This window comes from Nocardioides sp. ChNu-99 (genome assembly GCF_029493445.1).
In the GTDB taxonomy this organism is placed as follows: Bacteria; Actinomycetota; Actinomycetes; order Propionibacteriales; family Nocardioidaceae; genus Nocardioides.
Genome location: NZ_JAHWBL010000006.1, coordinates 19,386 through 41,485 on the forward strand (window position 1 = coordinate 19,386; position 22,100 = coordinate 41,485).

General features: G+C 73.7%; 21 protein-coding genes. 15 read left to right on the forward strand and 6 right to left on the reverse strand.

The window, feature by feature from the left end:
- The first annotated feature begins 1 nt into the window (after position 1).
- Genes cmk through der form a run of 3 tightly spaced genes read left to right on the forward strand, consistent with a single transcriptional unit; the run spans position 2 to position 2,924 of the window.
- Entirely contained in the window at positions 2-739 is a 738-nt protein-coding gene (cmk, locus tag KK617_RS03585; RefSeq protein WP_277498140.1) for a (d)CMP kinase, read from the forward strand.
- Positions 736-1,551, forward strand: a complete 816-nt coding sequence (locus tag KK617_RS03590) for a lysophospholipid acyltransferase family protein (RefSeq protein WP_277498141.1) — start codon at positions 736-738, stop codon at positions 1,549-1,551. The genes cmk and KK617_RS03590 overlap by 4 nt, the downstream gene beginning before the upstream one ends.
- Entirely contained in the window at positions 1,548-2,924 is a 1,377-nt protein-coding gene (gene der / locus KK617_RS03595; RefSeq protein WP_277498142.1) for a ribosome biogenesis GTPase Der, read from the forward strand. Before KK617_RS03590 ends, der begins: the two co-directional genes overlap by 4 nt.
- A 26-nt stretch (positions 2,925-2,950) precedes the next feature.
- Here der and KK617_RS03600 read toward each other — a convergent pair whose 3' ends face one another.
- Positions 2,951-3,631 carry a class I SAM-dependent methyltransferase gene (locus tag KK617_RS03600; protein WP_277498143.1) on the reverse strand — a complete coding sequence of 227 codons (681 nt, stop codon included), beginning with the start codon at positions 3,629-3,631 and terminating at the stop codon, positions 2,951-2,953.
- Positions 3,628-4,899 (reverse strand): alpha/beta hydrolase, encoded by a 1,272-nt coding sequence (locus KK617_RS03605; RefSeq protein ID WP_277498144.1) that lies wholly within the window; start codon positions 4,897-4,899, stop codon positions 3,628-3,630. The genes KK617_RS03600 and KK617_RS03605 overlap by 4 nt, the downstream gene beginning before the upstream one ends.
- Before the next feature lie 115 nt (positions 4,900-5,014).
- Between KK617_RS03605 and KK617_RS03610 the strand changes: the two genes are divergently transcribed.
- Entirely contained in the window at positions 5,015-5,551 is a 537-nt protein-coding gene (locus KK617_RS03610; RefSeq protein WP_277498145.1) for a flavin reductase family protein, read from the forward strand.
- A gap of 56 nt (positions 5,552-5,607) precedes the next feature.
- Here the strand turns inward: KK617_RS03610 and KK617_RS03615 are convergent, their stop codons facing one another.
- The 4 genes from KK617_RS03615 to KK617_RS03630 all read right to left on the reverse strand — a co-directional run bounded on the left by KK617_RS03615 (position 5,608) and on the right by KK617_RS03630 (position 9,136).
- The gene (locus KK617_RS03615; RefSeq protein WP_277498146.1) at positions 5,608-6,954 is read right to left on the reverse strand and encodes a dicarboxylate/amino acid:cation symporter; all 1,347 of its coding nucleotides are present in this window, start codon (positions 6,952-6,954) and stop codon (positions 5,608-5,610) included.
- A gap of 146 nt (positions 6,955-7,100) precedes the next feature.
- A complete protein-coding gene (locus tag KK617_RS03620; protein ID WP_277498147.1) occupies positions 7,101-8,117 on the reverse strand; it encodes a DNA topoisomerase IB in 1,017 nt (338 codons plus the stop codon).
- A gap of 96 nt (positions 8,118-8,213) precedes the next feature.
- Positions 8,214-8,468, reverse strand: a complete 255-nt coding sequence (locus tag KK617_RS03625) for a hypothetical protein (protein ID WP_277498149.1) — start codon at positions 8,466-8,468, stop codon at positions 8,214-8,216.
- On the reverse strand, positions 8,465-9,136 hold the full coding sequence (locus KK617_RS03630; RefSeq protein WP_277498150.1) for an MBL fold metallo-hydrolase: 672 nt from the start codon (positions 9,134-9,136) through the stop codon (positions 8,465-8,467). The genes KK617_RS03625 and KK617_RS03630 overlap by 4 nt, the downstream gene beginning before the upstream one ends.
- 191 nt (positions 9,137-9,327) lie before the next feature.
- On the opposite strand from KK617_RS03630, the gene uvrA reads away from it, so the two are divergent.
- The 11 genes from uvrA (at position 9,328) to KK617_RS03685 (ending at position 22,019) form a co-directional block, all read left to right on the forward strand.
- Complete coding sequence (gene uvrA / locus KK617_RS03635) at positions 9,328-12,435, forward strand: excinuclease ABC subunit UvrA (protein ID WP_277498151.1); 3,108 nt, start codon at positions 9,328-9,330, stop codon at positions 12,433-12,435.
- Positions 12,432-12,863, forward strand: a complete 432-nt coding sequence (locus KK617_RS03640) for a Rieske 2Fe-2S domain-containing protein (RefSeq protein WP_277498152.1) — start codon at positions 12,432-12,434, stop codon at positions 12,861-12,863. The genes uvrA and KK617_RS03640 overlap by 4 nt, the downstream gene beginning before the upstream one ends.
- Before the next feature lie 13 nt (positions 12,864-12,876).
- A complete protein-coding gene (uvrC, locus tag KK617_RS03645; RefSeq protein WP_277498153.1) occupies positions 12,877-14,862 on the forward strand; it encodes an excinuclease ABC subunit UvrC in 1,986 nt (661 codons plus the stop codon).
- Complete coding sequence (gene rapZ / locus KK617_RS03650; protein WP_277498155.1) at positions 14,863-15,768, forward strand: RNase adapter RapZ; 906 nt, start codon at positions 14,863-14,865, stop codon at positions 15,766-15,768.
- A 44-nt stretch (positions 15,769-15,812) separates the two neighbouring features.
- Positions 15,813-16,811 carry a uridine diphosphate-N-acetylglucosamine-binding protein YvcK gene (gene yvcK / locus KK617_RS03655; RefSeq protein ID WP_277498246.1) on the forward strand — a complete coding sequence of 333 codons (999 nt, stop codon included), beginning with the start codon at positions 15,813-15,815 and terminating at the stop codon, positions 16,809-16,811.
- Between the two features lie 39 nt (positions 16,812-16,850).
- Positions 16,851-17,837, forward strand: coding sequence for a DNA-binding protein WhiA (gene whiA, locus KK617_RS03660; protein ID WP_277498156.1), 987 nt, complete (start codon positions 16,851-16,853; stop codon positions 17,835-17,837).
- Positions 17,838-17,935: 98 nt separating this feature from the next.
- Positions 17,936-18,931: a type I glyceraldehyde-3-phosphate dehydrogenase gene (gap, locus tag KK617_RS03665; RefSeq protein ID WP_277498157.1), complete on the forward strand. Its 996-nt coding sequence runs from the start codon at positions 17,936-17,938 to the stop codon at positions 18,929-18,931.
- Between the two features lies 1 nt (position 18,932).
- Complete coding sequence (locus KK617_RS03670; RefSeq protein WP_277498158.1) at positions 18,933-20,132, forward strand: phosphoglycerate kinase; 1,200 nt, start codon at positions 18,933-18,935, stop codon at positions 20,130-20,132.
- Positions 20,132-20,944, forward strand: coding sequence for a triose-phosphate isomerase (tpiA, locus tag KK617_RS03675; RefSeq protein WP_277498160.1), 813 nt, complete (start codon positions 20,132-20,134; stop codon positions 20,942-20,944). Before KK617_RS03670 ends, tpiA begins: the two co-directional genes overlap by 1 nt.
- 448 nt (positions 20,945-21,392) lie before the next feature.
- Positions 21,393-21,635 carry a preprotein translocase subunit SecG gene (gene secG / locus KK617_RS03680; RefSeq protein WP_277498161.1) on the forward strand — a complete coding sequence of 81 codons (243 nt, stop codon included), beginning with the start codon at positions 21,393-21,395 and terminating at the stop codon, positions 21,633-21,635.
- Between the two features lie 24 nt (positions 21,636-21,659).
- The gene (locus KK617_RS03685) at positions 21,660-22,019 is read left to right on the forward strand and encodes an RNA polymerase-binding protein RbpA (RefSeq protein WP_277498162.1); all 360 of its coding nucleotides are present in this window, start codon (positions 21,660-21,662) and stop codon (positions 22,017-22,019) included.
- The last annotated feature ends 81 nt before the right edge of the window (positions 22,020-22,100 follow it).

Below are 22,100 nucleotides of genomic sequence, written 5' to 3' on the forward strand. Positions count from 1 at the left end.
CGTGAGCCCGACCGACACGCCCGTCCCGCCCGCCCCCGAGCACGAGCCGCAGCACGCCGGCGCGCCCCTCGTGGTCGCCGTCGACGGCACCTCGGGCTCGGGCAAGTCGAGCACCTCGCGGGGCGTGGCGGAGCGGCTCGGGCTGGCCTACCTCGACACCGGCGCGCAGTTCCGGGCCATCACCTGGTGGATGCTGCGTCGCGGCGTCGACGTGCACGACGCCGCCGCGGTCGCGGACCGGGCGACGGAGCCCCGGCTCGTCTCGGGCACCGACCCGGCGGCGCCCACGATCCAGGTCGACGGCGAGGACGTCTCGGCCCCGATCCGCACGCCCGAGGTCAACGGCGCGGTCAGCCCGGTCAGCGCGGTGCCCGAGGTGCGCACCCGCCTGCTGGAGCAGCAGCGCGCCATCATCGCCGAGACGCTCGCGTCCGGCCGCGGGATCGTGGTCGAGGGCCGCGACATCGGCTCCGTCGTGTGGCCGGACGCCCCCGTCAAGGTCTACCTCAGCGCCGACCCCTCCGCGCGCGCGTCGCGCCGCTCCCGCGAGGAGGGGGGCAGCGACGTCGCCGCCACCGAGCAGTCGCTGCTGGCCCGCGACGCGATCGACTCCGGCCGGGCGACGGCGCCCCTCGTGCTGGCCGACGGTGCCGTGGCGATCGACACGACGCCGTACACGCTCGACGAGGTCGTCGGGCAGGTGGTGGCGCTCGCCCGGGCGGTCGAGGCCCCCGCGTGACGTCGGCGCCGGCGTCCCCGGCGCGGTGGCCCGCCGACCGGGGTGACGGGCCCAGCGAGGTCCCCCGCAGCGACGGCGTGCCGCTGCCCCGCCGCTGGCTGCTCCACGGAGGTCGACCCGCGTCGCGCTGGCTGATCCGCCGCCGGTTCTCCGTGCGCCTGCACCACCCGGAGCGGGTGCCGCGGCGCGGCGGCGTGGTGCTGGCCGCCAACCACGTCGGCTGGGCCGACGGGCCGCTGCTGGCGATCTTCAGCCCCCGCCCGGCCCACGCGCTCACCAAGGTCGAGATGTTCACCGGCCCCTTGGGGGCGTTCCTGCGGACCTGCGGGCAGGTGCCGCTCGACCGGTTCCGCCCCGACCCCGCGGCGATCCGCACGTGCCTCGGCCTGCTGCGCGCGGGGCGCGTGGTGGGCGTCTTCCCCGAGGGCCGGCGCGGCCCGGGGGACCTGTCGCGCTTCCACCGCGGCCCGGCGTACCTCGCCCTGGTGACCGGGGCACCCGTCGTACCGGTCGTGATCCTGGGCACCCGCGAGCCCGGCGGGCGCAGCGGCGACCTGCCGCGACGTGGCGCCCACGTCGACCTCTACTACGGTGAGCCCCTACGGCTGCCGCGGCAGCCGTGGCCGCGCACGCGGGAACAGGTCGAGGAGGCCTCGTTGTTGCTGCGACGGTACATGCTGACCACCCTCGACGCCGCGCGCGCCGCGACCGGGCGCGACCTGCCCGGGCCGCTGCCGCCCGACGACCTGGAGGAGGACCCCTACGCGGGGCTCGTCCTCCTCGACCCCGGATCCCCACCAGGAGCACCATGACCGAGTACGACGACCAGCCCGCCGCCGCCGGGGACCTGCCCGGCGACCCCGACGGCGGACCGCTGCCCGTGCTGGCGGTGGTGGGACGGCCGAACGTCGGGAAGTCGACCCTGGTGAACCGCATCATCGGGCGTCGCGAGGCCGTCGTGGAGGACCGCCCCGGCGTGACCCGCGACCGCGTCTCCTACGACGCGCAGTGGAACGGCCGGGCCTTCACCGTCGTCGACACCGGCGGCTGGGACCCCGACGCCCGCGGCCTCGCCGAGCGGATCCGCGCCCAGGCCGAGATCGCCGTGTCGCTGGCCGACGCCGTGCTCTTCGTCGTCGACGCGACCGTGGGCATCACCGACGCCGACGAGGCGGTCGTGCGGGTGCTGCGCAAGGCCGACAAGCCCGTCGTGCTGGCCGCGAACAAGGTGGACGACCAGCGCACCGAGACCGAGGCCTACGGCCTGTGGAACCTGGGCCTGGGCGAGCCCCACCCGGTCTCCGCCATCCACGGCCGTGGGTCCGGCGACCTCCTCGACGCGATCCTCGACGTGCTGCCCGAGCCGCCCGAGTTCGTCGACGCCGTGCCCGGCGGCCCGCGCCGCATCGCCATCGTGGGCAAGCCCAACGTCGGCAAGTCGTCGCTGCTCAACAAGCTGGCGGGGGAGGAGCGCGTCGTCGTCGACGACGCCTCGGGCACCACGGTCGACCCGGTCGACGAGCTGGTCGAGCTGGGCGGGCGCACCTGGCGCTTCATCGACACCGCGGGCATCCGCAAGCGCGTGAAGGAGGCGTCGGGCCACGAGTACTACGCCTCGCTGCGCACCTCGACCGCCATCGACCGCGCGGAGGTGGCCGTGCTCGTCGTCGACGGCGGCGCCTCCATCTCCGAGCAGGACCTCCGCATCGTGCAGACGATCCGCGAGGCCGGCCGCGCCCTCGTCATCGCCTTCAACAAGTGGGACACGGTCGACGAGGAGCGGCGCTACTACCTCGACCGCGAGATCGAGCGCGAGCTCGTGCAGGTGCAGTGGGCCCCGCGCATCAACATCACGGCTCGCACGGGCTGGCACGTCGACCGGCTCGTGCCCGCCCTCGACCGGGCCATCGAGGGCTGGGAGACGCGGGTCGGCACGGGTGCGCTCAACGCGTTCCTCGGTCGCCTCGTCGCCGAGCACCCGCATCCGGTGCGCAGCGGCAAGCAGCCGAAGATCATGTTCGGCACGCAGCCCTCCACGGCGCCGCCGACGTTCATCCTCTTCACCTCCGGCAAGCTCGACGCGTCCTACGAGCGGTTCGTGGAGCGCCGGCTGCGCGAGGAGTACGGCTTCGTGGGCACGCCGATCGTCATCACCCAGCGCGTGCGGGAGAAGCGCAAGCGCTGACCGCGGGGCGGTCCCGGGCGCGGCGATCAGCTGACCGCGTCGCCCGCCGCACCCCGCACGCGCTCGAGCACGCGCATCGAGCCGAGCGCGTCGACCTCGGCGAAGTCGCCGGAGTCCAGGGCGCGGCAGTACACGTCGTACGGCGGCCGCCCCCCGTCCGCGGGGTCGGGGAACACGTCGTGGATGACGAGGGCGGCGCCCGGGGCGAGCCAGCGGGCCCAGCCGGTGTAGTCGGCGTGGGCGTGCACCTCGGCGTGGCCGCCGTCGACGAAGAGCATCGACAGCGGCGTGCGCCAGAGCGCGGCGACGGTGGTGGAGCGCCCGATGACGGGCACCACGAGGTCCTCGAGCCCGGCGCGCTCGATGGTGCGGCGGAAGACCGGCAGGGTGTCCATCAGGCCGGACTCGGCGTCGACGAGCGTCGCGTCGTGGTGCTCCCAGCCGGCCTGGTTCTCCTCCGAGCCGCGGTGGTGGTCGACGGTGACGACCGTGCCGCCGACCTCGCGGGCCGCCGCCCCCAGGTAGACGGCGGACTTCCCGCAGTAGGTCCCGACCTCCAGCACGACCCCGTGGGGCAGGCGCGCCCGGGCCCAGCGGTGCAGCAGCAGGCCCTCGTCGGGCGGCATGAAGCCCTTCGCCGCCAGGGCGTGCTCGAGCAGGTCGGCGGGCATCCCGGCGGACGACTCCGCGGGCGTCGCGGCGCTCATCGCTGCTCCTCCGCGAGCTCGGCGGGGGAGTCGCCGACGGGCCGGCCGCGCCACCCGTTCCAGTGCCAGTGCAGGTAGCGGTCGATGGCCCGCACCACGTGGGCGCTGCGGATCGACGGGAGGGTGTCGAACGCGTGCTGGGCGCCGGGCAGCTCGGCGTACACGACCGAGCGGCGCGAGACCGCCCGCAGCCGCTCGACCATGAGGCGGGCCTGCTGCACGTTGACGAGGCTGTCGGTGGTGCCGTGCAGCAGGAAGAAGTCCGGGGCGTCGGGGCCCACCCGCAGCAGCGGCGAGGCCGCCTCGAAGACCTCCGGCTCCTCGTCGAAGCGGCGCTGCAGGATGAACGGGCCGAGGAACCGGTCGCGCATCCGGATGGCGCGGGGCAGGCCGCTGGCGCCGGCGAAGTCGTAGACGCCGTAGTGCGGGACCGCGACGTCGACGTGGGTGTCGGCGTCCTCGAAGCCGGGCTGGAACGCGGGGTCGCCGGGGGTGAGCGCGGCCAGGGAGGCCAGGTGGCCGCCGGCCGAGCCGCCCGTGATGGCGAGGTACGACGGGTCGCCGCCGTAGGCGTCGATGTGCTCGCGCACCCAGGCGATGGCGCGCTTGACGTCGACGACGTGCGCCGGCCACGGGTCGCGCGGGGCGAGGCGGTAGTTGATCGACACGCACACCCAGCCCTTGCTGGCCATGTGCTGCATCAGCGGGATCGCCTGGTGCTCCTTGCTGCCGACGCGCCAGGCGCCGCCGTGCACCTGCAGCAGCACGGGCGCCCCGTCGGGGTGGACGGGCTGGCTCGGCCGGTAGACGTCGAGCATCGTGCGGCGCCCCGCGTCGGCGTACGCGATGTCCCGCTCGACGTGCACGCCCGGCGTGCGGATCCGGAACGGCACGGCGAGCTGCCGCCACGGCAGGGCGAGGTCGGACGGCGTGGGTGCGGCGTCGAGCTGCTCGACGTAGTCGACGCCGAGGGCCTCGACCAGCGCCCGCTCGGTGCTGCCCTTGACCCGCTGCGCCTGCACCACCATCGTGGTGAGCGCCGCGGCGTTGCCCGCGGCGAGCAGCAGGCCCGCCGTGCGCCGGCGGTCGCCCGGCACCGGCCGGTGCGTCGCGGCGTCGAGGGCGGTGAGCCCGAGCAGCTGGGGCGCGAGCTCGCTGGTGAGCCAGCCGGCGGCGAAGGCGTACATGCCGGAGCGCAGGCCGCGCGGCGGCCGGAACGCGTTCGCGGAGAGGGCGGCGAGGGCGAGCTGGCGGCGGAGGAGTCCCACGGGGGCGACTGTAGGACCCGCGTGGGCGCCCGGCGAGGGTGGGTTACCGACCGGTCACCTGCCGCCGGTGCGCGCCCGCGCGTGCCCGGGTCGGGGCCGGTGGGACGATGGTCCGGTGACGCAGACTCCAGGCCTCCCGCTCCGCGACGTCCCGCTCACGCACTTCCGCGACGTGCTCGGCACGTTCGCCACCGGCGTCGTGGTCGTCACCGCCCTCGACGAGGGCGAGCCCGTGGGGATGACGGTCCAGTCGTTCGCGAGCCTGTCGCTGCGCCCGCCGCTCGTGCTGTTCTGCCCGGCCCGCACGTCGCGCACGTGGCCGCGCGTGCGCCGCGCCGGGAGCTTCTGCGCGAACGTGCTGGCCGAGGACCAGGCGGGGGTCGCCACGGCGATGGCCTCGGGCGCCGGGGAGCGGTTCGCCGGTCTCGCCTGGGAGCCCGGCCACGGGGGAGCGCCGCGTCTCGTCGGCGCACTGGCCCACGTCGAGGCGACCGTGCAGGCCGTCCACGCGGGGGGCGACCACGACGTCGTCGTCGGCCGGGTACGGCGGGTCGCCCGCAGCACGGCGGGCACCGGTCCGCTGCTCTACCACGAGGGCCGCTACGCCCGGGTGCTGGGCGAGGAAGCGGTCGCGCCCGGCCCCCGTCGCTGAGACGGGGACCGGGCGCGGGGTCCTGCTGGCGGCTGTACCCGGGTGCTGCCGGGGGCTCAGGCCGCCTTCGCCGCGGAGGCCTCGAGCGGGTCCTCGCCGATGACGTCGCCGCGGGGCGCGTCGTACCGCGCCTGGTCGAGGATGCCCTCCCGCTTGGCCACGATCGTGGGCACGAGCGCCTGGCCGGCGACGTTCGTCGCGGTGCGGATCATGTCGAGGATCGGGTCGATGGCGAGCAGCAGGGCGACGCCCTCGACGGGCAGGCCGAGCGTCGACAGGGTCAGCGTCAGCATGACGACGGCGCCGGTGAGGCCGGCGGTGGCCGCCGATCCGATCACGGACACGAACGCGATGAGCAGGTAGTCCTGGATGCCGAGCTCGATGCCGAAGATCTGCGCGACCGTGATGGCGGCCAGCGCGGGGTAGATGGCGGCGCAGCCGTCCATCTTCGTGGTGGCGCCGAACGGCACGGCGAAGGACGCGTACTCCTCGGGCACGCCCAGGTTGCGCACCGTCACGCGCTGGGTCAGCGGCATGGTGCCGACCGACGAGCGGGAGACGAACGCGAGCTGGATGGCGGGCCAGGCGCCGGAGAAGTACTTGGTGGGGGACAGGCCGTGCAGCTTCGCGAGCAGCGGGTAGACGCCGAAGAGCACGATGGCGCAGCCGACGTAGACGTCGATGGTGAAGACCGCGAGCGGGCCGAGCAGGTCCCAGCCGTAGGAGGCCACGGCGGCACCGATGAGGCCCAGCGTGCCGAGCGGCGCGAGGCGGATGATCCACCACAGGATCTGCTGGATCACGGCGAGGAACGAGCGCATGACGCCGAGGAACGGCTCCGCCTTGTCGCCGGCCTTCAGCGCGGCCGCACCGACGGCGAGGGCGACGACGACGATCTGGAGCACGCTGAAGCTGATGCCGCTCTCCGACGACGAGATGCCGAGGAAGTTGGCCGGCACGAGGCCCGTGATGAAGTCCAGCCAGGAGCCCGTGGACCCCTCGTACGACGCGTCCGTCGGCGCCACGTCGGCCGCGCCGCCGGGGTTGGTGAGCAGGCCCAGGGTGATGCCGATGGCCACCGCGATGAGCGAGGTGATCATGAACCACAGCAGCGTCTGCGCGGCGAGCCGCGCGGCGTTCGCGACCTGGCGCAGGTTGGCGATGCTCACCACGATCGCGACGAACACCAGCGGCGGCACGACGGCCTTGAGCAGGCCGATGAACACGTCGCCGACGGTCTGCAGGGTGGTCGTGAGCCAGTCGACCTCGCCCACGCGGGCCACGAGGCCCAGCGCCACGCCGAGCACGAGGGCGAGCACGATCTGCGCCCAGAACGGCGTCCGGAGGAGGGCGGGCCGCGGACGGGAGGTCCGCTGCGTCGAGTCGGGCGTCAAGTCGGGCACGGGAGGTGCTGCCTTTCCGAGAGGCCCGGGTCGGGCCGCGACGGACGCGCCCGGGGGCGGCGCGCCGCCCGCGGGGTCCCGCGGGCACGAGAGGCCACAACGGCGCCCGTCGCCCGCCTATTCCAGCCGACCTACTGCTGTTCAAGCTATCCGACTTGCTGCTCGTCGCGGAGCAGCGCGAGGGTCGCCCGCTCGAGCGCTGCCTGCCGCTCGTCGACCGTCGCGAACTCCCGGCCGACGACGTCGCCGATCGTGCGTCCCTCCTCGTAGGCGCTGACGACGCGGGGGTCGACGTAGGAGGAGCGGGCCAGTGTCGGGGTGTTGCCGAGGAACGACGAGACCTCCTTCATGGCGCCGCTCACGGCCCGCTTGCGCGAGGCCGCGGTCTCGCCCGGCTCGTCGGTGGCGGCCAGGGCGGCCGCGGCGAGCACGGTGGCGTGCCAGGTGCGGAAGTCCTTCGCCGTGGCGTCGATGCCGGTCGTCTCCCGCACGTACTCGTTGACCAGCGGGGGGAGCACGGAGCGCCAGCGCCGCACCTCCTTGAAGGCCAGCAGCCGCGGGTCGTCACCGCGGCGACGGCGCATGATGCCGAGCGCCTCGACGACCACCACGTCGTCGATCTCGATGCGGTGGTCGACGCCCGACTTGCCGGTGAACGCGAAGACCAGCACGCCGCCGCGCCGGCGCACGTGGCGACGCTCCAGCGTGGTCAGGCCGAAGCTGCCGTTCGTGTCGGCGTACACGTCGTTGCCGATGCGGAAGTAGCCGAGGTCCAGCAGCCGCACCGCGGTCGCCGCGGCGCGCTCCTGGGGCATCCCGTCGAGCCCGAGGTGGCCCAGCACGCTCTGCCGGGCGCGCTCCAGCGAGGTGCCGAAGTCGACCATCCGGTCGAACGTCGCGGCGTCGCGCTGCTCGCGCCAGACGGGGTGGTAGAGGTACTGCCGCCGGCCTGCGTCGTCGGTGCCGACCGCCTGGAGGTGGCCGTTCGGGTACGGCTTGATCCAGACGTCGCGCCACGCCGGGGGGATGACCAGCGCCTCGACGCGCTCCCGCTCCGCGGGCCCCAGACGCTGCCCGTGCTCGTCGAGGTAGGTGAACCCGCGCCCCACCCGCCGCCGGGTCCACCCCGGCTGCTCCGGCGACGTCCTGCGCAGGCGCGGCATGGAGCGAGCCTAGTCAGCCGGGCCAGCGGCGCCCGACCCTCGCGGACGTCATCCCGACCGAGGTACCCGGCGCCCCCTCTGCATGACGTCCGGCGGTCAGCTCAGCCGCGTCCCGCACCAGGGGCAGTGCTCGATGGCGATGCCGCTGCTCCCGCCGTCGTGGATGGGCAACCGGAACCCACCACCGGTCGCCATGACGACGACGTCCGGGCAGTCTTGCGGGTCCTCGTGCACGTCGCACCGGTGGGCGAGCTGGTACGCCATGGTGTCGCAGCAGCGAGGAATCGAGCCGGCTCCCGCAGCGGCGGCGTCCGAGGTCGGCCGCTCGGCCCGCCGGAACGGGACCCTCACCAGCCCCGCTCGCGCCACTCGGCGAGGTGGGGCCGCTCGGCGCCCAGGGTCGAGTCGTCGCCGTGGCCGGGGTAGAACCACGTGCTGTCCGGCAGCGTCCCGAACACCTTGGTCTCGACCTCGTCGATCAGCTGCGCGAACGCGGCCTCGTCGCCGAACGTGTTCCCGACGCCGCCGGGGAAGAGCGAGTCGCCCGTCCACAGGTGCGGCGCGCCGGAGCCGTCGTCGTACGTGAGCGCGACCGAGCCCGGGGTGTGGCCCGCCAGCGCGATGACGCCGAGCTCGACGTCGCCGAAGCGCACGCGGTCGCCGTGCTCCAGCGCCCGGGTCACGGGGACGCCCGTCTGCTCGGTGACGGCGGCTGCGTCGGGGGCGCCGACGAGGGTGGGGGCGCCGGTGGCGCTGACGACCTCGGCGAGGGCGCGGTGGTGGTCCCAGTGCTGGTGGGTGGTGACGACGGCCTCGAGCCCGCCCTCGCCGACCAGGCGGAGCAGCACGCGCGCGTCGTCGGCGGCGTCCACGAGCAGCTGCGCCCCGGTGCTGCGGCAGCGCAGCAGGTAGGCGTTGTTCGCCATCGTCGCATCGACGGCGACCTTGGTGACGACGAGCCCGGGGAGCTCGCGGACGGCGGGCTCCCCGCCCGGGACGACGTGGCCGGTGTAGGTCATGGGCCGATGCTAGGCCGCCGGGCTGGTGGCACGGCGGGCGCTCGACCGGGCCCGTGCGGCCCGCTTGCCCCGGGGTGACAACCTGGCGGGTGCGCGTCGGCTTGCAGATCCGTGCCCGATGTCGAAAACTTGTTCGACGCGACGACGGTGCCGATCCCTGGCGCCCGTCCCCACCGAGCAGAAGGACCACCGTGGCCGACCAGCTGATCATCCGAGGCGCTCGCGAGCACAACCTCAAGGACGTCTCGGTCGACCTGCCGCGCGACAGCCTCATCGTCTTCACGGGCCTGTCGGGCTCCGGCAAGTCGAGCCTGGCGTTCGACACGATCTTCGCGGAGGGCCAGCGCCGCTACGTCGAGTCGCTCTCGGCGTACGCCCGGCAGTTCCTGGGGCAGATGGACAAGCCGGACGTGGACTTCATCGAGGGCCTCTCCCCGGCGGTGTCGATCGACCAGAAGTCGACGTCGCGCAACCCGCGCTCGACGGTCGGCACCATCACGGAGGTCTACGACTACCTCCGCCTGCTGTACGCGCGGGCCGGCACGCCGCACTGCCCCGTCTGCGGCGCCGTCATCGAGCGCCAGACGCCGCAGCAGATCGTCGACCGCGTCCTGACCCTGGAGGAGGGGCGCCGCTTCCAGGTGCTCGCGCCCGTCGTGCGCGGCCGCAAGGGCGAGTACCTCGAGCTCTACCGCCAGCTGACGACGCAGGGCTTCTCGCGCGCCCGCACCAACGGCGTGACGCACGCCCTCGACACGCCCCCGACGCTCGACAAGCAGAAGAAGCACACGATCGAGGTCGTGGTCGACCGCCTGGCGGTGAAGGCGTCGTCGAAGCAGCGGCTCACCGACTCGGTCGAGACCGCGCTCGGCCTCGCGGGCGGTCTCGTCATCCTCGACTTCGTCGACCTGCCCGACGACGACCCCGACCGCGAGCTGCGCTTCTCCGAGAAGCTGGCGTGCCCCAACGAGCACCCGCTCGAGGTGGACGAGCTCGAGCCGCGCTCGTTCTCCTTCAACGCCCCCTACGGCGCGTGCCCCGAGTGCTCCGGCCTCGGCGTGCGGATGGAGGTGGACGCCGAGCTCGTGGTGCCCGACCCGACGGCGACGCTGGGCGAGGGCGCGCTCGCGCCGTGGACCGGCGCGCACGTGGCCGACTACTTCCTGCGGCTGCTCGCCGCGCTCGGCGACGAGCTCGGCTTCGACCTCAACACCCCGTGGGACGAGCTGCCGGCCAAGACCCGCGGCACCATCCTCGACGGTCGCGCGACCAAGGTGCACGTGCGCCACCGCAACCGCTACGGCCGCGAGCGGGCCTACCACGCCGACTTCGAGGGCGTGCGGGCGTACGTCGAGCGCCGGCACCGCGAGGCGGAGTCCGACACGAGCCGCGAGCGGTTCGAGGGCTTCATGCGCGAGGTGCCCTGCCCCACGTGCAAGGGCGCCCGGCTCAAGCCCGTCGTGCTCAGCGTGACCGTCGGCGAGCGCAACATCGCCGAGGTCTGCGCGATGCCGCTCAACGAGGCGTCGGAGTTCCTCGACGGGCTCGAGCTGTCGTCGCGTCAGCGCCAGATCGCGGCCAACGTGCTCAAGGAGATCCAGGAGCGGCTGCGCTTCCTGCTCGACGTCGGCCTCGACTACCTGAGCCTCGACCGGCCCTCGGGCTCCCTGTCGGGCGGCGAGGCGCAGCGGATCCGGCTCGCGACGCAGATCGGCGCCGGCCTCGTCGGCGTGCTCTACGTGCTCGACGAGCCGTCGATCGGCCTGCACCAGCGCGACAACCAGCGGCTCATCGAGACGCTGCTGCGGCTCAAGAGCCTCGGCAACACCCTCATCGTCGTCGAGCACGACGAGGACACGATCCGCGTCGCCGACTGGGTCGTCGACGTCGGGCCGGGCGCCGGCGAGCACGGCGGCCAGGTCGTGCACTCGGGCAGCGTCGCCGACCTCTACGCGCACCCCGACTCGATCACGGGGCAGTACCTCTCGGGCCGCCGCGAGATCCCCGTCCCGGCCGTGCGCCGACCGCTGACGAAGGGCCGCGAGCTGACGGTCGTCGACGCGCGGGAGAACAACCTGCACGGCATCGACGTGACCTTCCCGCTCGGGGTCTTCGTCGCGGTCACCGGCGTCTCCGGCTCGGGCAAGTCGACGCTCGTGAACGACATCCTCTACGCCTCGCTGGCCAAGCAGATCTACAACGCCAAGGCCGTGCCCGGCCGGCACCGCAAGATCACCGGCACGGAGCACGTCGACAAGGTGATCCACGTCGACCAGTCGCCGATCGGGCGCACCCCGCGGTCCAACCCCGCGACGTACACGGGGGTGTTCGACCACGTCCGCAAGCTCTTCGCGCAGACGCCCGAGGCCAAGGTGCGCGGCTACCTGCCCGGCCGCTTCTCGTTCAACGTCAAGGGCGGGCGCTGCGAGGCCTGCGCCGGAGACGGCACGCTGAAGATCGAGATGAACTTCCTGCCGGACGTCTACGTCCCGTGCGAGGTGTGCCACGGCGCGCGCTACAACCGCGAGACGCTCGAGGTGCACTACAAGGGCAAGACCATCGCCGAGGTGCTCGACATGCCGATCGAGGAGGCGGTCGAGTTCTTCGCCGCCGTCCCGGTCATCCACCGGCACCTGTCCACCCTCATGGAGGTCGGTCTGGGCTACGTGCGCCTCGGTCAGCCGGGCACGACCCTGTCCGGCGGCGAGGCGCAGCGCGTCAAGCTCGCCACCGAGCTGCAGCGCCGCTCGACCGGTCGCACGATCTACGTGCTCGACGAGCCGACGACGGGTCTGCACTTCGAGGACATCCGCCGCCTGCTCGACGTGCTCGGCCGCCTGGTCGACCAGGGCAACACGGTGCTCGTCATCGAGCACAACCTGGACGTCATCAAGACCTCGGACTGGGTCGTCGACATGGGCCCCGAGGGCGGCTCGCGCGGCGGCACGGTCGTCGCCAGCGGCACGCCCGAGGACGTCGCGGCCGTGCCCGAGAGCCACACCGGCCGCTTCCTCGCGCCGTTGCTCGAGGGCCGGGCCGCGAGCGCCCAGCCCCCGCGCGACCCGGCGCCCGAGCCGCTGCGCGGCAAGGGTGCGGTGAAGGCCGCGGCGAAGGCGGCCGCGGCCGCCGACCAGGCCGAGAAGGCTGCGGCGAGGAAGACCCCGGCGAAGAAGGCCCCGGCGAAGAAGGCCCCGGCGAAGAAGGCCCCGGCGAAGAAGGCGACGGCGAGGAAGACCCCGGCGGGGAAGACCCCGGCGGGGAAGACCCCGGCCACCGCGGGCGCCCGGAGCCGGGCGTGAGCCCCCGGGACCGGTCGTCCGGTACGCCGGCGCTCGGCCGCCGCGGGTTCGTGCGGGTCGCGGCGGGCAGCGCCGCCGGTGCGCCGCTGCTCGCGGCGTGCGGCGGCGAGACGGAGGTGTCCGCGCCCGACGGCGCCCCGGGCGAGGTCATCGTGGCGGCGGCCGACGTACCGGTGGGTGGCGGCGTGATCGTCGACGACCCGGCGGTGGTGGTGACGCAGCCGCAGGCGGGCACATTCAAGGCGTTCTCGTCGATCTGCACCCACCAGAGCTGCAGGGTCACCCAGGTCGAGGACCGCGCGATCGTGTGCCAGTGCCACCGCAGCCTCTTCTCGATCGACGACGGCGCGGTGCTCGACGGGCCGGCGGAGGAGCCGCTGCCCGAGGTGGCGGTCGCCGTCGACGGCACCGACGTCACGTTCGCGTGAGGGGGCCGCGGCCGTGGCCGATCCGCTGACCTACCGCCCGAAGCCGGGGGAGATCCCCACGCAGCCGGGCGTCTACCGGTTCCGCGACGCCCAGCGCCGGGTGATCTACGTCGGCAAGGCGAAGAGCCTGCGGGCGCGGCTGTCGTCGTACTTCCAGGACATCTCGGCGCTGCACCCGCGCACCGCGACGATGGTGACCACGGCGGCGAGCGTCGAGTGGACGGTGGTGGGCACCGAGGTCGAGGCGCTGCAGCTGGAGTACTCCTGGATCAAGGAGTTCGACCCGCGCTTCAACGTGAAGTACCGCGACGACAAGTCGTACCCGTGGCTGGCCGTCACGGTCTCCGAGGAGTTCCCGCGCGTCATGGTCGGCCGGGGCGCGAAGCGGAAGGGCACGCGCTACTTCGGGCCCTACAGCCACGCGTGGGCCATCCGGGACACCGTCGACACGCTGCTGCGCGTCTTCCCGATGCGCTCGTGCAGCAACGGGGTGTTCAAGCGCTCGCAGCAGGTGGGGCGCCCCTGCCTGCTGGGCTACATCGACAAGTGCGCCGCGCCGTGCGTCGGCAACGTCAGCGCGGAGGAGCACCGCGCGATCGTCGACGACTTCTGCGCGTTCATGGCGGGGCAGACGGCGGCGTTCACCAAGCGCATCCACCGCGAGATGCTCGCCGCCAGCGACGCCCTCGACTTCGAGCGGGCCGCCCGGCTGCGCGACGACCTGGGCGCGCTGGAGCGGGCCCTGGAGAAGCAGGCCGTCGTGCTCGGCGACGGCACGGACGCCGACGTCATCGCCCTGGCCGCCGACCCGCTCGAGGTGGGCGTGCAGGTCTTCCACGTGCGGGGCGGACGCATCCGCGGCCAGCGCGGGTGGGTCGCCGACCGCACCGACGAGGGCGGCACCCCCGAGCTCGTGGAGGGCTTCCTCCTGCAGCTGTACGGCGGGGAGGCCGGCGACGCGATCCCCCGCGAGGTGCTGGTGCCCGAGCTGCCGAGCGACGTCGCCACCGTGGAGCAGCTGCTGGGCGAGCTGCGCGGCGGCAAGGTGCAGGTCCGCGTCCCGCAGCGCGGCGACAAGCGCGCCCTGCAGCAGACCGTCGAGCGCAACGCGCAGCAGGCGCTCGCCCTGCACAAGACGAAGCGCGCCAGCGACCTCACGACCCGGAACCGGGCGCTGGAGGAGATCCAGGCCGCGCTGGACCTCGACGACGTGCCGCTGCGCATCGAGTGCTACGACGTGTCCAACCTGCAGGGCACCGAGGTCGTGGCGTCGATGGTGGTGTTCGAGGACGGGCTGGCCCGCAAGGGCGAGTACCGCCGCTTCGTCGTCAAGGGCGTCGAGGGCCAGAACGACGTCGCCTCCATGCACGAGGTGATCACGCGCCGGTTCCGCCGGCTGCTCGACGAGCAGGCCCGCTCCGAGCTGCGGCCCGGCGACGACACGACGGGCCCCATGCTGGTCGACCCCGACACGGGGCGACCGCGCAAGTTCGCCTACGCCCCGGGGCTCGTCGTCGTCGACGGCGGTCCGCCGCAGGTAGCGGCCGCGCAGCGGGCGCTCGACGAGCTCGGGATCGACGACGTGCCGATCGTCGGCCTGGCCAAGCGCCTCGAGGAGGTGTGGGTGCCGGGGGAGGAGGACCCGGTGATCCTGCCGCGCACCTCGGAGGGCCTCTACCTGCTGCAGCGCATCCGCGACGAGGCCCACCGGTTCGCGATCAACCACCACCGCTCGCGGCGCTCCAAGTCGATGGTCGAGAGCGTGCTCGACGACGTGCCCGGGCTCGGCGAGGTGCGCCGCCGCAGCGTGATCAAGCACTTCGGCTCGCTGCGCAAGCTGCGCCAGGCCGAGGTCGAGGAGATCGCCATGGTCCCCGGTGTGGGGCCGTCGACGGCGGCGGCGATCAAGGACGCGCTGGCGGCCGACGACGCGCAGCGGCGCGCGCGGGGCCAGAATGTGCGGATCAACACCGCCACCGGTGAGATCGAGGAGGACTGAGTGGACGAGCCCGTCCCGTCGAGCACCGCCCCCGCCCCAGCCGCCACGACCGCGGGTCAGCTCGTGGTCGTGACCGGCATGACCGGCGCCGGGCGCAGCACCGCGGCGAAGGAGCTGGAGGACCTGGGCTTCTACGTGGTCGACAACCTGCCGCCGGCGCTGCTGCGCGACGTCGTGCGTCTCGTCGACGAGAGCAAGGGGCCCCAGCAGCCCATCGCCGTCGTGGTCGACGTGCGCTCGGGGTCGTTCTTCGACAGCCTGCAGGTCAACCTCGCCCAGGGGGCCACGGGCCGGCACGCGACGCTCGTGTTCCTCGAGGCCACCGACGAGGTGCTGGTACGCCGGCAGGAGGCCGCCCGGCGCCCGCACCCGCTCCAGGGTGGCGGGCGCCTGCTCGACGGGCTGCAGCGTGAGCGCGCGGTCCTGGCCCAGCTGCGCTCGACCGCCGACCTCGTCATCGACACGAGCAACCTCAACGTGCACCAGCTGACGAAGCGGGTCGCGCACGCGTTCGGCACGCCCGACACGACCCGGCTCAAGGTGCGGGTCGTGAGCTTCGGCTTCAAGTACGGCATCCCGGTCGACGCCGACTACGTCGCCGACATGCGGTTCCTGCCGAACCCCCACTGGGTGCCCGAGCTGCGCCCGCTCACGGGGCAGGACCCCGACGTGGCGACGTACGTGAAGGAGCGACCCGGGGCGGAGCTGTTCCTCGAGCAGTTCGTCCCCCTGCTGCAGACCGTCGCCGAGGGCTACCTGGCCGAGGGCAAGCGGTTCATGACCGTCGCCGTCGGGTGCACCGGCGGCAAGCACCGCAGCGTCGCGATGTCGGAGGAGATCGCCGCGCGGCTGCGCGAGCACGGCTACGAGGTCCGGGCGACCCACCGCGACCTCGGACGCGAGTGAGCTCGTTCACCGACGCGGCCGCCGCACTGGGTCCGACCGGCCCCCTGGGGCCGCGGACGGTCCCGCTGCCCGCCACCCGCGTCGTCGCCCTCGGCGGGGGCCACGGCCTGCACGCGTCGCTGGCCGCGCTGCGCCGCGTCGTCGGCGACCTGACGGCGGTCGTGACGGTGGCCGACAACGGCGGGTCGTCGGGGCGGCTGCGGGGCGAGTTCGGTGTGCTGCCGCCCGGTGACCTGCGGATGGCGCTGGCCGCCCTCTGCGGCGACGACGACTGGGGCCGCACGTGGGCGGAGGTGCTGCAGCACCGGTTCGCCGGCGAGGGCGAGATGCGGGGCCACGTGGTCGGCAACCTGCTCATCGTCGGCCTGTGGGAGCTGCTGGGCGACAGCGTCCCGGCCCTCGACTGGGTCGGGCGCCTGCTCGGCGCGCAGGGCCGGGTGCTGCCGATGGCGGTGACACCCATGGACATCACGGCCGACGTCGCGCTCGACGGCGAGGTGGTGCGCGTCCGGGGCCAGGTGGAGGTGGCCAGCACCGCCGGGCGCATCGAGGGCATCCAGCTCGACCCGGCCGACCCCGAGGCCTGCCCCGAGGCGGTCGACGCCGTCCGGTCCGCCGACTGGGTCGTGCTGGGGCCGGGCAGCTGGTACACCTCCGTCATCCCGCACCTCATGGTCCCCGACCTGCGGCGGGCCATCGTCGGCACGCGCGGGCGGGTCGCGGTCGTCCTCAACCTCGAGGGGCAGCCGGGGGAGACCGCCGGCTACGGCCCCGAGGAGCACCTGGCCGCGCTGCTCGAGCACGCGCCCGACCTGCGGATCGACACGGTCGTGGCCGACACGGCCGCGGTGGCGGACACCGGCGCCCTCGAGACCGCGGTCGCGCGGCTGGGTGGGCGGCTGGTCGTCGCGGACGTGGCGGCGGGTGACGGCACCCCCCGCCACGACCCCGCCCGGCTCGCCGCCGTGCTCGGTCGGGTGATGGGCGCCACGACCGAGCCGGCCCCGGCGGGCCCACCGGTCCAGCCCGGCCCGTCCTCCTGAGGCGAGCGGTCACCGGCGCGGCGTGGCAGGATGGCGCGCATGGCGATGACGGCCCAGGTGAAGGCGGAGCTCTCCAACACGCACATCACCAAGAACTGCTGTCGCAAGGCCGAGGTGGCCACGCTCCTGCGCTTCGCGGGCGGCCTCCACATCGTCGGCGGCCGCATCGTGGTGGAGGCCGAGCTCGACACCGGCGCAGCCGCCCGCCGCCTCCGCAAGGACGTCAAGGAGGTCTTCGGCCACGACTCCGACGTCGTGCTGGTGCAGGGCAACGGCATCCGCCGCGGCAGCCGCTACCTGGTGCGCGTGGTCAAGGACGGCGAGGCGCTGGCCCGCCAGACCGGGCTGCTCGACGGGCGTGGACGGCCGGTGCGGGGCCTGCCGCCGCAGGTCGTCTCCGGTGGCGCGTGCGACGCGGTCGCGGCGCTGCGTGGGGCCTTCCTGGCGCACGGCTCGCTGACCGAGCCGGGTCGCTCGTCCTCGATGGAGGTCACCTGCCCCGGCCCGGAGGCCGCGCTGGCGCTCGTGGGCGTCGTACGACGTCTGGGGATCCAGGCGAAGGCCCGTGAGGTCCGCGGGGTCGACCGGGTCGTGGTGCGCGACGGCGACGCCATCGGCGCCCTCCTGACCCGGCTGGGGGCGCACGAGGCGCTCATGGCCTGGGAGGAGCGACGGATGCGGCGCGAGGTCCGCGCCACCGCCAACCGCCTCGCGAACTTCGACGACGCGAACCTGCGCCGCTCCGCGCGGGCCGCGGTGGCCGCGGGTGCGCGGGTCGAGCGGGCGCTGGAGATCCTCGGCGAGGAGGCCCCCGAGCACCTCAAGACCGCGGGCCACCTGCGCCTGGAGCACAAGCAGGCGTCGCTCGAGGAGCTCGGCCAGCTGCACGAGCCGGCCCTCACGAAGGACGCGATCGCGGGCCGGATCCGCCGGCTGCTGGCCATGGCCGACAAGCGCGCGGAGGACCTCGGGATCCCCGACACGGAGGCGTCCCTGACCCCGGACATGCTCGCCGAGGAGGTCTGAGTCGGGGCGCGGCCCCGGTTCGGTAGGGTCGGCAGCGGCAACCCGCCAACGAGCCGGGTCCTGGCCCCGGGTCACGCATCCCTAGGAGTCGAGTAGCAGTGACTGTTCGCGTAGGAATTAACGGCTTCGGCCGCATCGGCCGCAACTTCTTCCGGGCGGTCCGCGCCTCGGGTGCCGACATCGAGATCGTCGGCGTGAACGACCTGACCGACAACGCCTCGCTGGCGCACCTGCTCAAGTACGACTCGATCCTGGGTCGTCTCGACGCGGACGTCGCGTCGACCGACACCTCGATCGTCGTGGGCGGCACCGAGATCCACGCGTTCGCGGAGCGCAACCCGGCCGACCTCAAGTGGGGCGACATCGGCGTCGACGTCGTCGTCGAGTCCACCGGCTTCTTCACCGACGCGACGAAGGCCAAGGCCCACGTCGACGGCGGCGCCAAGAAGGTCATCATCTCGGCGCCGGCGACCAACGACGACATCACCATCGTCATGGGCGTCAACCACGAGCAGTACGACGCGGCGGCCCACACGGTCATCTCCAACGCGTCCTGCACCACGAACTGCCTCGCCCCGATGGCCAAGGCGCTCAACGACGCCATCGGCATCAACAAGGGCCTGATGACGACGGTCCACGCCTACACGGCCGACCAGAACCTGCAGGACAACATCCACAAGGACCTGCGCCGCGCCCGCGCCGCCGCGATCAACATCGTGCCGACCTCGACCGGTGCCGCGAAGGCCATCGGCCTGGTGCTGCCCGAGCTCAAGGGCAAGCTCGACGGCTACGCGCTGCGCGTGCCGACGCCGACCGGCTCGCTGACGGACCTCTCCTTCGAGGCGTCGCGCGAGACCTCGGTCGAGGAGGTCAACGAGGCCGTCAAGGCGGCCGCCGACGGGCGCTTCCTCAAGTACTCGACCGACCCGATCGTGTCCTCGGACATCGTCACCGACCCGGCGTCGTGCATCTTCGACTCGCCGCTGACCAAGGTCATCGGCAACCAGGTGAAGGTCGCGGGCTGGTACGACAACGAGTGGGGCTACTCCAACCGCCTCGCGGACCTGATCTCCTACATCGGCGAGACCCTCTGACGTGGGTTCCTACCCCGGACTCGGCGAGGTCGGCGGGAAGCGCGTCCTGGTCCGCTCGGACCTGAACGTGCCGCTGGACGGCACCACCATCACGGACGACGGCCGGATCCGGGCGAGCGTCCCGACCATCCGCGCGCTGGCCGAGGCCGGCGCGCGGGTGGTCGTGACCGCCCACCTCGGCCGGCCCAAGGGCGCGCCGGACCCGGCGTACTCGCTCGCCCCCGTCGCCGGCCGGCTCGCCGAGCTGCTCGAGGCCCCCGTCGCGTTCGCCACGGACACGGTGGGGGAGAGCGCGCAGCAGGTCGTCGCCGACCTGGGCGACGGCCAGGTCGCCGTGCTGGAGAACGTGCGCTTCAACGCGGGCGAGACCAGCAAGGACGAGGCCGAGCGCGGCGCGTTCGCGGACGAGCTGGCCGCCCTCGCCGACGCCTTCGTCTCCGACGGCTTCGGCGTGGTCCACCGCAAGCAGGCGAGCGTGTACGACGTCGCGCAGCGCCTGCCGCACACGATGGGCGCGCTCGTGCGGGCCGAGATCGACGTGCTGACCCGGCTGACCGAGACCCCGGAGCGCCCCTACGTGGTGGTGCTCGGCGGGTCCAAGGTCTCCGACAAGCTCGGCGTGATCGACAACCTGCTCGGCAAGGCCGACAAGCTGCTCATCGGCGGCGGCATGGTCTTCACCTTCCTCAAGGCCCAGGGCCACGAGGTCGGCCGGAGCCTGCTCGAGGAGGACCAGATCGGCACGTGCGTGGAGTACCTGCGCCGGGCCGAGGCCTCCGGCGTCGAGATCCTCCTGCCCTCCGACATCGTCGTCGACAGCGAGTTCCCGACCGGGGACACGCGGCCGGAGCCGATCGTCGTACCGGCGTCGAACATCCCGGCCAGCAGCCTGGGCCTCGACATCGGGCCCGACTCGGCCGCGGCGTTCGCGGCCGCACTGGCCGACGCCCGCACCGTGTTCTGGAACGGCCCGATGGGCGTGTTCGAGGTGCCCGAGTTCGCGGGCGGCACCCGCACGGTCGCCGAGGCGCTGACGAAGGTCGACGGCCTCTCGGTCGTCGGCGGCGGCGACTCGGCCGCGGCGGTGCGCACGCTCGGGTTCGACGAGACGGCCTTCGGCCACATCTCGACGGGCGGCGGCGCGAGCCTGGAGTACCTCGAGGGCAAGGAGCTCCCGGGCGTGAAGGTGCTGGAGGACTGATGGCCACGAAGAAGACGGGCACCTCCGGGCGCACGCCGCTCATGGCGGGCAACTGGAAGATGAACCTCAACCACCTCGAGGCCGTCAGCCTGGTGCAGAAGCTGGCGTGGACGCTGTCGGACAAGAAGCACGACCACGACGCCGTCGAGGTCGTGGTCGTGCCGCCGTTCACCGACCTGCGCTCCGTGCAGACCCTGGTGGACGGGGACCGGCTGAAGCTCCAGTACGGCGCGCAGGACGTGTCCGTGCACGACGAGGGCGCCTACACCGGCGAGATCTCGGCGTCGATGCTGGCCAAGCTCGGCTGCTCCTACGTGGTGGTCGGCCACTCCGAGCGCCGGGAGCACCACGGCGAGACCGATGCGGTCGTCAACGCGAAGGCCCACAAGGCCCTCGCGGCCGGCATGGTCCCGATCGTGTGCGTCGGCGAGGGTCTCGAGGTGCGCCAGGCGGGCGAGCACGTGGCCCACACCCTGGCGCAGGTCGACGGCTCGCTCGCGGGCTTCAGCGCCGAGCAGGTCGCGGGCCTCGTCGTCGCCTACGAGCCCGTGTGGGCGATCGGCACCGGCGAGGTCGCCACCCCGGCGGACGCGCAGGAGGTCTGCGCGGCCATCCGCGCCCGCGTGCGCGAGGTGCACGGCGACGCGGCGGCCGACGGCCTCCGGGTGCTGTACGGCGGATCGGTGAAGGCCGCGAACGTCGCCGGCATCATGGTCGAGGAGGACGTCGACGGCGCGCTCGTCGGCGGTGCCAGTCTCCAGGCCGAGGAGTTCGGCGGCATCTGCCGCTTCTACGACATGCCCCGCCTCTGAGGCGCACGTCCCGCACCACCCGCACTGACGGACCCCCGAGCCCCGGGCTCGGGGGTCCGTCGCGTCCGGGGTGCCCGCGCCCGCGGCCCCTGGCCCGTGATCGCCCCCGCCCGTGTAACGCGGTGTCCGGGCTACTGCACACGTGGTGTGCGGGCGCAGCAGAGGCGCCAGCGCCGCACCAGACACCGCCACCGCAGGAGAGAGCGGCCTCGGCGGACACCAGCGGCAGCGGGCCCGCCGTACGGCTCGCGGCGTCCGCCGTCGCGTCCGCCGTCGCGTCGCCCCGCTCTCCCCGGCTCAGCCGTCCCCGGCGCGCGGCTCGTCGTCGCGCGTCGCGGGGCCGCCCCCCGTGAAGAACCCGGCTCGGGGAACCCGGGCCGGAGAACCCGGGACGGGCCCCTCGTGGCGCCGTCGGACCGGGGCGGCCCGTGACGTAAGGTTTCGTCCCGTGACTGTCCTCTTCACCGTCGTGCTGGTGATCACCAGCCTGCTCCTCATCCTCCTCGTGCTCCTGCACAAGGGCCGGGGCGGCGGCCTCTCCGACATGTTCGGTGGCGGTGTCTCGACCAGCCTGGGCGGTTCGTCGGTCGCGGAGCGCAACCTCGACCGCTACACCATCGGGATCGGCATCATCTGGTTCGCCAGCATCATCGCCCTCGGTCTGCTGCTGGCCTACGACGGCCAGTCCTGACCAGGGTCTCGGGGAGGAACGCGCATGGCCGGTAGGAGCAGCTCCATCCGCGGGGCCCGGATCGGTTCGGGTCCCCAGGGCGAGGAGGCACGCGGCGAGGCCGCGGCCCGCCAGACCGTCACGTACTTCTGCGCCCACGACCACCGGTCGGTGATGACGTTCTCCGTCGAGGCCGTCGCCCCGGAGACGTGGGACTGCCCGAAGTGCGGCCAGCCCGCCAGCCTCGACGCGGAGAACCCGCCGCCGGCCCACAAGGCGGAGCCGTACAAGACCCACCTGGCCTACGTGAAGGAGCGCCGCTCCGACGCCGAGGCCAAGGTCATCCTCGACGAGGCGCTCAAGACCCTGCGCACGCGCCGCGCGTCGGGCGAGCTGATCTTCTGACGCCCCGTCGTCGGTGACGACGGTCCGCACCCGGCGCCGGAACCGGTCGACGCCGACGAGCAGCGGCGTGCGCCTTGCGAC

Excerpts from the sequence above, each read along its gene's own strand:
- der (WP_277498142.1), top strand. The coding sequence starts at position 1,548 with ATGACCGAGTACGACGACCAGCCCGCCGCCGCCGGGGACCTGCCCGGC.
- KK617_RS03600 (WP_277498143.1), bottom strand. The coding sequence starts at position 3,631 with ATGAGCGCCGCGACGCCCGCGGAGTCGTCCGCCGGGATGCCCGCCGAC.
- KK617_RS03620 (WP_277498147.1), bottom strand. The coding sequence starts at position 8,117 with ATGCCGCGCCTGCGCAGGACGTCGCCGGAGCAGCCGGGGTGGACCCGG.
- KK617_RS03630 (WP_277498150.1), bottom strand. The coding sequence starts at position 9,136 with ATGACCTACACCGGCCACGTCGTCCCGGGCGGGGAGCCCGCCGTCCGC.
- whiA (WP_277498156.1), top strand. The coding sequence starts at position 16,851 with ATGGCGATGACGGCCCAGGTGAAGGCGGAGCTCTCCAACACGCACATC.
- tpiA (WP_277498160.1), top strand. The coding sequence starts at position 20,132 with ATGGCCACGAAGAAGACGGGCACCTCCGGGCGCACGCCGCTCATGGCG.
- KK617_RS03685 (WP_277498162.1), top strand. The coding sequence starts at position 21,660 with ATGGCCGGTAGGAGCAGCTCCATCCGCGGGGCCCGGATCGGTTCGGGT.